This is a genomic window from Rhizobium sp. BK399 (assembly GCF_014194695.1).
Taxonomy (GTDB): Bacteria; Pseudomonadota; Alphaproteobacteria; order Rhizobiales; family Rhizobiaceae; genus Rhizobium.
The window spans coordinates 110657-123078 of record NZ_JACIAH010000005.1 but is presented as its reverse complement, the minus strand read 5'-3'; the positions used below and the strand labels follow the sequence as shown (position 1 = coordinate 123078).

The following is a 12422-nucleotide window of genomic DNA, read 5'->3' as shown; positions in this document are numbered from 1 at the left end:
TCAACTGGTGATGCGGGGCATGCGGATGACCTTGAGGAAGAGCGCCTGCATCGCATCGGTTATACCCTGGGTCGGCGTCACCTCGAAATAGAGACCTGGTGAAGCGCAGTTCTGCATCTTCGTCGGGATTTCGTTTTGGAAGGGCTTGATCCAGCTATTATACCAGCTGTTCTTCGGCAGCGGCAGGTACGTCGTGTAGAGCACGGCGATCTTGACGCCCCGGTCCTTCAGCGGCTTGCAGAAGGAAATGTCGATCGGCTCCTGGCAGCGCTCGCCTGTCTTTGGTTTCGTGCAGTTCGACTTCTGGCTGTCGCCGACGCCATCGGATACGAAGAACAGAATCTTCTGAGGCTGCGCTTCGGTGCTCCCGTTGCCCGGCGTGGAGATAATCTTGTTCATCTGCGTGAGCGAGTTGTCGAAGCTCGTTTGCTGGTCGTTATTGTACCCCTGCCTCGGGATCGACATCAGGGTGACCGCATTCGTATAGGTTGCGACCTTGTCGAGATCGGTGATCGGCGCTGAGATCGTCGTCAGGTTTGCGTCTTCGGCCTTCTTGCCGAAAGTATAGACGCCCATTTTGAACTGGTTATCAGAAGCCCGCTCGGTCTTTGCTGTCTCGGTGAGCTTCTGCGTAGCCTGGCGAACCACGTCGACGCGAAGGGTCACGCCGTTGTTGCGCGCGATGTTGTAGTAGCTGTTCTTGTCCACGACACCAGCTTCCGACACGATATGGCAAGCAAAGGCACAGGTATCGGGTGTCTTCTGCTCCATGAGGGCGACGTCGGCCGGGGTCGCTCCGACACCCATGGAAGGTGTGTTGTCGATAAGGATGTAGAAATCCATGAACGCCGCCGTCTGGAAGGTTGCCGTAGCGGTGCCCGAGATATCGACGCTGTTGCGACCGAGGATTTGCATGAAGGTGGTCGGAACCGAGGCAGTGAAACTGACGGAAGAGTTCAGTTTGTTAGATGCGCGGCTCACCTGCACATCCACGGCCACCTGACTTCCGGTAAGTTCGCCCTGCATTTGGCCGACGAAAATGTTTCGGGCGTCGTCCTGTCCGGTGGATATCGGTCCGTCACTGGTCATCTTCATGGCGGCCGCAGCTGCGGCCGAATTCGCGGAGATTGCTCCGACGGCCGCGGCGTCTGCTGCCGCATAGAGTTGCGTGCGCAGACTGAGCGCGTGGGCGAAGTCGACGGCCACGCCCGCCGAGCCGATCAGGGGTACCATGAGGATGGCTGTCAGCATCCCGAAATTGCCAGAACGGTCAGTGCAGAAATGATACAAGCTGCGCACGAAATCAAACCCATGATTCCACCATGCCATCGGTGATCAAGCGGGGTCGTCATGACGCGCTATTAGAATTGACGGTGTTTCTACGGTACAAGCTTGAATTAGATACAAACTGTCTTGGTTTATTGACCGTTAAATTGCGCGCCTATGTTTGAAAACGCGGCGCGGAATTCCTTTATATCGGCTGTTGTTGGTCGATTGAATCAGTAACGCCAAAGAGCGGAACGCCGCTATGCAAGATGACGCTAACGGTTTATAAGCCGCCCAACATTTTTAGGACGGAACATCCGGACGGACCGGATGCTGGAGCAGGTGAGTGACATGGCAGAGAATTGGACACCGAGCAGTTGGCGGCAAAAACCGATTCAGCAGGTTCCGGACTATCCGGACCAGGCGGCATTGGCAGCAACGGAAGCCACGCTCGCGTCCTATCCGCCGCTCGTCTTTGCGGGGGAAGCTCGTCGCCTGAAAAAGCATCTTGCAAACGTCGCTGAAGGCAATGGTTTCCTGCTACAGGGCGGAGATTGTGCAGAAAGCTTCGCCGAGCACGGCGCGGATAACATCCGGGACTTCTTCCGTGCATTCCTGCAGATGGCCGTTGTGCTGACGTTCGGCGCGCAGTTGCCGGTGGTCAAGGTCGGACGTATCGCCGGCCAGTTTGCCAAGCCGCGTTCCTCCGGGATCGAGACGCAGAACGGCGTTTCGCTGCCGAGCTACCGTGGCGATATCGTCAATGGCATCGAGTTCACCGAGGAAGCCCGCGTTCCGAACCCGGAGCGGCAGGCGATGGCCTATCGTCAGTCGGCCGCGACGCTGAACCTGCTGCGCGCCTTCGCGATGGGTGGTTATGCCAACCTCGAGAACGTCCACCAGTGGATGCTCGGTTTCGTCAAGGACAGCCCGCAGGGCGAGCGCTACCGCAAGCTTGCCGGGCGCATCAGCGAAACCATGGATTTCATGAAGGCGATCGGTATCAGCGCGGAAAACAATCCGAGCCTGCGCGAGACGGACTTCTTCACCAGCCACGAAGCGCTGCTGCTGGGCTACGAAGAAGCCTTGACTCGTGTCGACTCGACGTCCGGCGACTGGTACGCAACGTCAGGCCACATGATCTGGATTGGCGACCGCACCCGTCAGGCCGACCATGCGCACGTCGAATACTGCCGTGGCATCAAGAACCCGATCGGTCTCAAGTGCGGCCCGTCGCTGCAGGCGGACGACCTTCTGAACCTCATCGACATCCTCAACCCGCAGAACGAGGCGGGTCGGTTGACGCTGATTTGCCGCTTCGGACACGACAAGGTCGCCGACCATCTGCCGCGGCTTATTCGCGCGGTTGAGCGCGAAGGCCGCAAGGTCGTCTGGTCCTGCGATCCGATGCACGGTAACACGATCACGCTGAACAACTACAAGACCCGTCCGTTCGAGCGGATCCTGTCGGAAGTCGAGAGCTTCTTCCAGATCCATCGCGCCGAGGGCTCGCATCCGGGCGGCATTCATATCGAGATGACCGGCAAGGATGTCACGGAATGCACTGGCGGCGCTCGTGCCGTAACGGCCGAAGATCTGCACGATCGCTACCACACGCATTGCGACCCGCGTCTCAACGCCGACCAGGCCCTGGAACTTGCCTTCCTGCTGGCAGAGCGCATGAAGGGCGGCCGCGACGAAAAGCGGATGGCCGCCAACGGCTGATCAAGGCGAATGTGAAAGAAAGAGCCCGGCCATGCCGGGCTTTTTCATTTGGGAACGGACCGACCGCTGGCAGCGGGGGCATCGCATGTTGTGCCGATCCTGAGGTCAAGCGGCAGCGGCGTGTTTGCGGTTCGCCAATCGGTGCGATGCGGACCTGTCGCACACCGTTTCGCACCGACACGCGGGTTGGCAACCGGCTAGCGGATCTGGCCGGCGGCCCAGTGGATCGCCCTGTCCAGCTCGGCGAACTTTGCGGATTGCCAGTAGAAATAGTCCTCGATGAACGTGCGCGAGAGCCAAAGCGCACCGCGGCTGCGTGGGCTCTCCCAGCCAAGCATGTCATCCCTTTCGGCTTTCTTGAACATCCGCTTGAGGTTTGTCAGGGAGATACCGAATTCATTAGCGATTTCGCTGATGCTCACGCCTTTCAGCAGGATGCGATGCTGTTCACGCGCGTCGTCCGGGAGGCGGCTTATCAGATCATGCAGCACGAGGCCACCGACATCGGACCAGAGGAAGTGGCCGATGCTCGCCCGCGGCTCCTTCCACACCGGGTCCTGGATCAGGGCACGCGCGGCGCGCGGCTGTGCCAGATAAAAGAGCCGAGGGTCATCTGCGGTCAGGCTGCCGCGGTTGGCACCGTCGAGTTGATCGAGGCAGGCCATATGTCCCTGGAACCAGGAGGCCATGGCCTCCTCGCTGAGTTCCGTCGTCTCGAGGCGGCGGAGGCGCCGATCGGGTGTTTCATCGGGAGCATCCCGCAAAAACTTGTAGGCGATCAGTTCGGCAAGAAACGAGGCGGCCGTATTCTTGCTGGCGAGATCGAATTCCTTGGCGACCTGCATCATGCGACCGGCCGTAAGGCCCGAGACCGGATTGCTTTTATCGCGTCCAGTATGCATGGCGAACAGCGTCTGTGTCAGCAGCCACTTCTGGTGCGACGCAGCAAGGCGGGCAAGGCGAGGAGCGCGCTTGTGGATGCCGATAAGATGGAGTGCGATCTGGCGTTCTATGGACAGAAATAGAGGGTGATGAAGGATTTCATCGCGAGTATGTGGCCTGCCAGTGAGCATTGTCTTGTACGGTCGGATCGGATTGGTTTCCGTTGCTCCTCCAACATTTGCGTCGATGTTTCAATGCGGGACGTGATTAGCGGATCGTTAATCAGTCGGTATAGTTAAATTCAAGCGGTTCCGGACGGCGGCATCAACTTGGTAGTCGCTGGTGTAGCCGTTCGATATCTTCTCGCAATGCTGCAATTTCCGTGAGCACGCGCATGTCTATCTTCTGATGCAGCGACAGGACTTCGAGTTCTGCTTTGAGATTGACCTCGTAGTCTTTGGCGGCCTCGAAACGATCGCGCTCAGCCTGACGGTTCTGCGACATCATGATGATCGGAGCCTGGATGGCGGCAAGCATCGACAGCACAAGATTGAGGAAGATGAAAGGATAAGGATCGAAAGCGCGTGTGAGCAGCACGATGGTGTTCACGACGCACCAGAAGACCAGAAAAAGCAGGAACGTGACGATGAAGTACCAGGAGCCGCCAACGCGGGCGATCGAATCCGCCAGGCGTTCGCCGACAGATGATTCGGCCCGCAGAGCCGCATTGATATCGGTCGAGATTATCTTGCGCTCATGGGCCTTTGCGAGGACGCGCTTCTCGATCTCGCCGAGTTCGTCGGCCGACTTGTCGAAGTGATGGTGGATGAAGTCCGATAGATTATGCATAGCTGACTCCGAATGCTAGATCGCTCGGGCGCCAGTATTCCGCAATGTTTTCAAATTGCAATGTGGACTTCTGTCGCTCTTTTACGTGCCTTGCGCATAGAGCCAGGCATGCTGTGGGAAGAAGCGATCAAGGGTCTCGGCCTTGCCGAACATGATGTCGTGCTGGAGGTATCGATAGTCCCGCACGAGAGGATCGAGGTTTTTTGGCTTCAACACCCAATCGGGCGACGGCGTATTGTCGCGTGCAATGAGCTGATAGCGGTCGATGACGCTGTACTTTTTCTGCACGCGACCGAGGAAGCCCGTATAGTAGGGATGCTCGAAGCCGGCGAACTTCAGAAGATGATAGGGAAGCAGTGACGGGCTGATAGTGCCGACATCCTTCTTGCTGCCCTTCTTGTTCGACCAGATCACGAGCGGGGTCTCGTGCTCCTGTTTCATGACGCTGACCGATGCCTTGCGGGTCGCAACCTGATCCGGCATGTAGCCCGTCGCCATGTAGACGTTGCCGAGCGGAGGCAAGTGGTCGCCCCAGAGCACGATGATTGTTTCGCGGTCGCGCTTCTTAGCCCAATCCATCAGCATCTTGAGGCTATCGTCGGCTTCCTTGATCCCCTGTGTGTAGGTGGCGAGCGTCGCCCGGTCCGCGTCGTTCAGGTTGCCCTCTATGTCGATGCTATTGTGCGCATAGCGGTTAGGCTCGTAAGGGCCGTGTCCCTGAAGAGTGACCCCGAAGAAAAAGAACGGACGATCAAGGCCGTCGGCTTCGTTGATGATCTCCTTCATGAGGGACTCGTCCGAAGCGAAGATGCCCCTTTTCTCCATCGGCGGCAGGGTTTCTTCCGAGCGGAACTGCTCGAAGCCGAAATCCTTGTAGACTTCGTTGCGGTTCCAGAACCAGCCGCTGAAAGGGTGCAGCGAACGGGCAGCATAGCCTTCGCCGCGGAAGAACGTCGCAAGCGAAGGAAGGTTGCCTCTAATATACTGCTGATACGGGATGCTGCCGTAGGGCAGGAAGGCATTCGAGAATCCCGTCAGCGCTTCGAATTCGACGTTGGCCGTCATGCCCCCGAACTCGGGCGAGAAGACGTAGCCCGACTGCGCCGCGCGGATGTTCGGCATGGGATCGGGCGACATGCTGATGTTCCTCAACCTGGTCGGATCCCAGAAGGATTCGCTCATCAGCATGATCACGTCGGGCTTTTCGCGCGGGCCGCTGAGGTAACCGTAGTTACGGCCGGGAATGGCATCGAGCGCCTGTGCACCGAAGCCGGCTGGCGCTGCCACGTCGGCCATCGGAATATTGAAGATGAAGGCCAGGATGAAGCCGTTGCTGCGGTAGTTTTCCTTCTGGTCCCACATCATCGGTACGACCTGAAGACGGTCGCGTATGTAGGAGTATTTGGAATAGTCCATCAGCGTGCCGAAGGCGGCGACAACAGGCAGGCCGATGCAGAGGTGACGCAGGCGAGTGGTCTTCGAAAGCCGCGGAAAGTGGCGCCAGGCGAAATGCCAGAGCGCGGCAATCGCGGCAACGGAAAGAGTGATGCCAACGAGCATGGCGACGGCGGTCCACGGCCGGTCGCGCACCATCACCGGCAGCAATTCCATGATCTGCCGTCCGAAGAGGACGTCTGACGGATAAAGAGGATCCGAAAGGTAGTGCTGCTTTTGGTTGGAGACGATAGCCGGGACGATAACCACCGGCAGAACGATCAATGCCGAAATGAATCGCCTTCCCAAGGCTGCATCCAGAGAGAGCATCAGAACGCTCAGCATCGCGACGGTGGTGATACCGGGACGTGCCGGCGACGTCAGGAATTCCCCAACGTCGGCCAGCCCATCGCGCGCAATAATTTCAACCGCTACGGTGGCGAAAACGGCAATGAGAGCGGAAAGGCTGATGGCCAGGGCCGTCCGTATAGCCGGCGATCGTGCGCTTCCCCGGACACCGGTGGAAAGCGACGCAACCCGCGTTGCCGCTGCGGACCTCATTACCAACGCGATCAACTGAAAAACTCCAACGTCATAAAAGCTTCACTGAACTGTCACACCTTCGTCATGAACGCTAGATGAACCGCTAGGTTTCCAGCATTTGTGATTGGTGGATAAGGGCCGGGGCCGTGTGCCCGACACCCATCGCTACCCCGCGTCGACTTGTGCTCGGTGGCGAGGCATCGTAGGTCAGGGGAATCGATGTCAGGAGGATTTAGATTGAGAAGTTCCGTCGAGATCTACAACGTCAGAACGGGCGAGGCGCGCGTGGTATGGCAGACCGCGCAATTGGTGGAAGCGCCGAACTTTTCGCCGGACGGAAGCTATCTTCTGCTGAATGGCGACGGGCTTCTTTACCGGCTGGCGCTAGACGGTTCGGGCAAGGTCGCGAAGGTGGATACTGGCTTTGCCAGGACCTGCAACAATGATCATGGCATCTCGCCTGACGGCCGCGAGATCGTCATCTCCGATAAGACGGAATTCGGGAAGTCGACGATCTATGTGCTTCCGGCCGAAGGCGGGACGCCGCGACTTGTGACGCAAAATCAGCCGTCCTATTGGCACGGCTGGTCGCCCGACGGAAAAGAACTCGCCTATTGCGGCATCCGCAACGACCTGTTCGATATCTACACGATCTCTGTGGCAGGCGGCGAAGAAAAGCGGCTGACACACGGCGAAGGACGCAATGACGGGCCGGACTATTCGGCGGACGGCCAATGGATCTATTTCAATTCCAGCCGCACCGGCCTCATGCAGATCTGGCGGATCCATCCCGACGGGACCGGGCTCGAGCAGATCACCAGTGACAATTACGGGAACTGGTTTGCCCATCCATCGCCCAATAATGACAAGGTTCTGATCCTTTCCTATGATCCTGATGTCTTCGACCATCCGCGTGATCTCGATGTTCGCCTGCGGCTGATGGACATGGACGGTGGAAACCTGACGACGCTCTTCGATCTTTTCGGCGGACAGGGAACGATCAACGTGCCCAACTGGTCGCCGTCAGGCGATGAGTTCGCCTATGTGCGTTACTATCCCGTCTCTGCGTGAAGGATTGCGTCGAGCGAGTTTTGCCGGCATAGAACTTCCGTCGGGTGCCCGTCTCAGGCGGGAGAATCGGGAATTCGGTGAGAAACCGGAACGTGCCCAACGCTGTAAGGCTGACGACTGCCGCAACACGCCACTGGTCAGCACCGGGAAGGCGCGGCAGTCGGATGACGCCAAGTCAGAAGACCGGCCCGACATCATAGACTGACCCGCGTGGACGGCGGGCGGTTGTATTGTTGGGGATTGACGATGCGACCAGACCATTCAGGCTCCCTGTCGGGAGCCGCAGCCTTTTCGACCGAGGAACGTGACGCCGTTTATCGTGCGATCTCGACGCGTCGCGATGTCCGTTCGGAGTTTCTCCCGGATCCGATACCGGACGACGTTGTCCGCAGGCTCTTGACCGCCGCGCACCACGCGCCGTCGGTTGGGTTCATGCAGCCTTGGAATTTCGTCCTGGTGCGCGATCAGCAGGTGAAAGAGGCAGTATGGCAAGCCTTCGATCGCGCCAATCGCGAGGCCAGCGAGATGTTTGCGGGCGAGCGGCAGCAACTTTACCGGTCGCTGAAGCTTGAAGGCATCCGCGCCGCACCGCTCAGCATCTGCGTGACCTGCGATCCGGATCGTTGCGGCGACGTCGTTCTCGGCCGAACGCACAATCGACGGATGGATTCCTATTCGACGGTGTGCGCCGTGCAGAATCTGTGGCTGGCTGCCCGAGCCGAAGGTATCGGGGTTGGTTGGGTGAGCATTTTTCACGAGTCCGATATCAAGCAAATCCTCGGTGTGCCGGATCGCGTCGAGATCGTTGCCTGGCTCTGCGTCGGCTATGTCGATCAGCTCTATGACCAGCCGGAGCTGGCGGCCAAAGGTTGGCGTCAGCGGCTGCCGCTGGAGGAACTCGTGTTCACTGACCGTTGGGACAATTCGCTGGACTGACGGTGGCTATTGTTGCTGCGGCTGAGGGCCCGGCTTTGCCGGGTTCTTCAGGTCGATCGTGCCTTGGTCGCCGGCCAGGAACTGTGGGCCGATCTGGCGGACCTTGCTGGTTGCCGGATCGTAAGGCCTGTCAGGTGCCTGTGGCTGCGAAGCCGCGGGGGTAACGGACTGGACCTTGGCCTCGGGCTTTTTGGTTTCGATCGTCGTAATTGATCCCTGCTGTGGAGGTTCGCTGATCGATTGGCTTTTTCGCATCCGCTCGTAGTAGCCGTTGAGATCGCAACTGCAGGACGATTTTTCGCCAGGCTTGCGGTTCTTGTAGGCGAAGGCATTCGGCATGGCGCTGTAGGGAGCGCCCGTCGCGGCCGAAATCATCTGTGATGTCTCGGTGCTGGAGACGTCATGATAGAAAAGCTCGGTGTCGATCCCTGGACACATCTTCGAGCAGGTATCGGCGTCACGGGGGAAGTCCTGGGAGGTCGCATTCGAGCTCAATGGGAAGAAGCCGCCGTCGCAGGTTCGGACACAAACGGTGTTCAGATGAGAGAGAGTCGACATGCCGAAACCGTATCGGCGCTGGTTAGGATCGTCACCTAAAGGTATGAAGGTGTCGTTGCGCATAGCCTGGTCTTCGATGCTCGGCGGCGCTGCGTATCCCTCTGCGCGGTCCTCGGGCCACTGCTCGTCATTGCAGCCGTTGTCGTCGAGTGCCGTCAGCAGCTCGTTTCTCGTGCGCACATCCTGGCTCTGGCCACGCAATTCATCGCGCCGCTGCTGCAGATAACGGATGTTGTCGACCATCTTGCTCTCTGCGCGCTCGAGCTCGCCGCAATAGCCGTCGTCATCGCCGATCACGACCATGCTGCCGCTCGTGCAACCGTTCTGGCGCAGATCGCTGCGGAGCTTGCGCAGTTCAAGGTTCTGTTCAGCAATGGCACTCGCGAATTTGCGCACCTCAGGCGTGCTGCCAATGATCTCAGGCAGGTCGGCGAGCCGCGCCCGTAGGTCGCCACAGATTGCCGGCACCTGGGCATGGGCCAGGCCGGTGAAGGTAAGCACTGTTGCGAGTGACAGAATCCAGCGGTTCAAAGCACGGTCCCATCGGTGAGCAAATACGAGCGGTTATAGGCGCGGCGTTGTGCCTCGCCTCTGCCGCAGCCTGCTTGTTAGCAGGCTGCGGTTGAAATCTTAGCGCATATTCTCCATCCGCCGCAAATCACGCTGGCTGTGAAGCCTCGACGACGGCGAGGGCGGCCATGTTGACGACGCCGCGCGAGGTCACGGACGGCGCCAGGATATGCGCTGGGAGTGCAGCGCCAAGCAGGATCGGTCCCACATGCAATCCGTCGATCATCGATTTCACGACGCCGAGTGTGATGTTTGCCGCATCGAGGTTCGGGAAGACCAGCAGGTTCGCTTCGTCGTGCAGAGTGGTGTCAGGCATGACACGCTTGCGCAGGGCGTCGGAGATGGCGCTTTCGCCGTGCATCTCGCCGTCCACTTCGAGCTCAGGTGCAGCCTCGCGCACAAGCTGAAGCGCAGCGCGCATCTTCGTCGCACTCTCGGACTCACGCGAACCGAAATTCGAATGGGATACGAGAGCAGCGCGCGGGGTGATGCCGAAGCGCTTGATTTCCTCGGCGGCAAGAACTGTCGACTCGGCAATTTCTTCGGCACTCGGATTGAAGGTGACGTAGGTGTCGGTGAAGAAAGTGGCGCCGCGCTGGGAAATCAGGAGGCTGAGGGCGGAGAAATCGCAGACGTCGTGCCTCTTGCCGATGATCTGACGGACATCGCGGAGATGCTTTTCATAGCGGCCTTCCAGGCCGCAGATCAGTGCATCAGCTTCGCCCCGCTTCAGCGCCAGTGCACCAATCACAGTGGTGTTGGTACGAACGATCGTGCGGGCGGCCTCCGGAATGACCCCACGGCGTCCGACCAGCGAGAAGTAGAGATCGACATACTCGCGGAAGCGGGGGTCGTCTTCCGGGTTGATGACGGCGAAATCCGAAAGCGGCCGGATGCGCAGGCCGTAGCGCTGCAGGCGTGTTTCGATGACCGATGGGCGGCCGATCAGGATTGGCTCGGCAATACCTTCCTCAAGCAGAACCTGCGCGGCGCGCAGGACGCGCTCGTCTTCGCCTTCGGAGAAGATTACCCGCTTGCGCTCGGCATTCTTCGCGGCGGCAAAGATCGGCTTCATGATGAAGCCCGAACGGAAGACGAAGCGGTTAAGCTGGTCGAGGTAGGCGTCGAAATCGGTGATGGGACGGACGGCGACGCCGCTTTCGGCAGCGGCCCTTGCAACGGCCGGGGCGATGCGCAGGATCAGGCGCGGGTCGAAGGGCGAGGGGATCAGGTAGTTGGGGCCAAAGACAGGAGTTTCGCCCGAATACGCACGGGCGGCGACGTCAGATGGTTCCTCGCGCGCCAATGCCGCGATGGCGCGCACGGCGGCCATCTTCATTTCCTCGTTGATCGTGACTGCGCCGCAATCCAACGCACCGCGGAAGATATAGGGGAAGCAGAGAACGTTGTTCACCTGGTTCGGGAAATCGGAACGACCAGTGCAGATCATCGCATCGGGACGCGCTGCCCGGGCGAGATCGGGCATGATCTCCGGCGTCGGATTGGCGAGCGCCATGATCAGTGGGTTTTCGGCCATCTGCGCCAGCAGTTCCGGCTTCAGCACGCCGGCTGCGGAAAGGCCAAGGAAAACATCGGCCCCACTGATGTTTTCGGCAAGCGTGCGGGTGTCGCTTTTCTGGGCGTAAACGCTCTTCCATTCGTCCATCAGTTCGGTGCGGCCCTCGTAGACCAGACCTTCGATGTCGTGGACCCAGATGTTTTTGCGCTTGGCGCCCAGCGTAACGAGCAGATTGAGGCAGGCAAGGGCGGCAGCGCCAGCGCCGGAGGCAACTATCTTGACCTCGTCGATCTTCTTGTTCGCCAGTTCGAGGCCATTGAGGATCGCCGCGGCGACGATGATGGCAGTGCCGTGCTGGTCATCGTGGAAAACCGGGATCTTCATGGTCTCGCGAAGGCGGCGCTCGATCTCGAAACATTCCGGCGCCTTGATATCCTCGAGATTAATGCCGCCGAAGGTCGGCTCGAGCGAAGCGACGGTCGAGACCATATGATCAACGCTCGATGCCTCGACTTCGATGTCGAAGACGTCAATGTTGGCGAATTTCTTAAAGAGGACGGCCTTGCCTTCCATGACAGGCTTTGAGGCGAGCGGGCCGATATTGCCGAGGCCGAGAACGGCGGTGCCGTTGGAGATGACCGCTACCAGATTGGCGCGCGAAGTATAGTCGGCGGCTGTCTCCGGATTGTCACGGATTGCGAGACAGGGTGCTGCAACACCGGGGGAATAGGCCAATGCCAGGTCGCGCTGGTTGCCGAGCGGCTTGATCGCCTGAATCTCGAGCTTGCCCGGACGCGGATAGCGATGGAAATAGAGCGCCTGCTCATCGAGGCTTCCACCTGCCAAATTCTTTTCCGTCTTGGACTTTTCGTGATGATCCATCATCGCCTCCGGGCTGCCGCATGCTGTCTTGAAATGTTTTCAATACATCAAACGGCATGGCGGAACAGTCGGAATTTCCATCGAAATGCGAAAACAACGCGAATCTCTCCTGACATCCGCGCTAGTCGACAGGAGCCGGGAAAATCAACCGGGAAAGCGGCATGTCATCTTCCTGAAACACGACTCT

9 protein-coding genes and 1 riboswitch are annotated in these 12422 nt (G+C 59.2%); of the genes, 3 read left to right on the top strand and 6 right to left on the bottom strand.

What is annotated here, in order from left to right; all coding sequences use genetic code 11:
* Positions 1 to 1329 carry a pilus assembly protein TadG-related protein gene (locus FHT97_RS13095; RefSeq protein ID WP_183862685.1) on the bottom strand — a complete coding sequence of 443 codons (1329 nt, stop codon included), beginning with the start codon at positions 1327 to 1329 and terminating at the stop codon, positions 1 to 3.
* A 288-nt stretch (positions 1330 to 1617) separates the two neighbouring features.
* On the opposite strand from FHT97_RS13095, the gene FHT97_RS13090 reads away from it, so the two are divergent.
* Positions 1618 to 2991 (top strand): 3-deoxy-7-phosphoheptulonate synthase class II, encoded by a 1374-nt coding sequence (locus FHT97_RS13090; protein ID WP_183862683.1) that lies wholly within the window; start codon positions 1618 to 1620, stop codon positions 2989 to 2991.
* A 197-nt stretch (positions 2992 to 3188) separates the two neighbouring features.
* Here FHT97_RS13090 and FHT97_RS13085 read toward each other — a convergent pair whose 3' ends face one another.
* The 3 genes from FHT97_RS13085 to FHT97_RS13075 all read right to left on the bottom strand — a co-directional run bounded on the left by FHT97_RS13085 (position 3189) and on the right by FHT97_RS13075 (position 6732).
* Positions 3189 to 4064: a hypothetical protein gene (locus tag FHT97_RS13085; RefSeq protein WP_183862681.1), complete on the bottom strand. Its 876-nt coding sequence runs from the start codon at positions 4062 to 4064 to the stop codon at positions 3189 to 3191.
* Positions 4065 to 4197: 133 nt separating this feature from the next.
* Complete coding sequence (locus tag FHT97_RS13080; protein ID WP_183757497.1) at positions 4198 to 4722, bottom strand: DUF1003 domain-containing protein; 525 nt, start codon at positions 4720 to 4722, stop codon at positions 4198 to 4200.
* A gap of 81 nt (positions 4723 to 4803) precedes the next feature.
* A complete protein-coding gene (locus FHT97_RS13075) occupies positions 4804 to 6732 on the bottom strand; it encodes an LTA synthase family protein (RefSeq protein ID WP_246712618.1) in 1929 nt (642 codons plus the stop codon).
* A 204-nt stretch (positions 6733 to 6936) separates the two neighbouring features.
* On the opposite strand from FHT97_RS13075, the gene FHT97_RS13070 reads away from it, so the two are divergent.
* Entirely contained in the window at positions 6937 to 7770 is an 834-nt protein-coding gene (locus tag FHT97_RS13070; protein WP_183862679.1) for a PD40 domain-containing protein, read from the top strand.
* 25 nt (positions 7771 to 7795) lie between these two features.
* Positions 7796 to 7977, top strand: a riboswitch (cobalamin riboswitch).
* Between the two features lie 39 nt (positions 7978 to 8016).
* Complete coding sequence (gene bluB, locus FHT97_RS13065) at positions 8017 to 8706, top strand: 5,6-dimethylbenzimidazole synthase (RefSeq protein WP_183862677.1); 690 nt, start codon at positions 8017 to 8019, stop codon at positions 8704 to 8706.
* Positions 8707 to 8712: 6 nt separating this feature from the next.
* On the opposite strand, the gene FHT97_RS13060 is transcribed toward bluB, so the two are convergent.
* Together FHT97_RS13060 and FHT97_RS13055 are read right to left on the bottom strand one after the other, a co-directional pair.
* Complete coding sequence (locus FHT97_RS13060) at positions 8713 to 9795, bottom strand: DUF2865 domain-containing protein (RefSeq protein WP_183862675.1); 1083 nt, start codon at positions 9793 to 9795, stop codon at positions 8713 to 8715.
* Between the two features lie 127 nt (positions 9796 to 9922).
* Complete coding sequence (locus tag FHT97_RS13055; RefSeq protein ID WP_183862673.1) at positions 9923 to 12235, bottom strand: NADP-dependent malic enzyme; 2313 nt, start codon at positions 12233 to 12235, stop codon at positions 9923 to 9925.
* Between the last annotated feature and the right edge of the window lie 187 nt (positions 12236 to 12422).

What these genes read in the sequence shown, in the direction of transcription:
- FHT97_RS13055 (WP_183862673.1), bottom strand. Translation starts at nt 12,235, where the DNA reads ATGGATCATCACGAAAAGTCCAAGACGGAAAAGAATTTGGCAGGTGGA.
- FHT97_RS13090 (WP_183862683.1), top strand. Translation starts at nt 1,618, where the DNA reads ATGGCAGAGAATTGGACACCGAGCAGTTGGCGGCAAAAACCGATTCAG.
- bluB (WP_183862677.1), top strand. Translation starts at nt 8,017, where the DNA reads ATGCGACCAGACCATTCAGGCTCCCTGTCGGGAGCCGCAGCCTTTTCG.
- FHT97_RS13095 (WP_183862685.1), bottom strand. Translation starts at nt 1,329, where the DNA reads ATGGCATGGTGGAATCATGGGTTTGATTTCGTGCGCAGCTTGTATCAT.
- FHT97_RS13080 (WP_183757497.1), bottom strand. Translation starts at nt 4,722, where the DNA reads ATGCATAATCTATCGGACTTCATCCACCATCACTTCGACAAGTCGGCC.
- FHT97_RS13085 (WP_183862681.1), bottom strand. Translation starts at nt 4,064, where the DNA reads ATGCTCACTGGCAGGCCACATACTCGCGATGAAATCCTTCATCACCCT.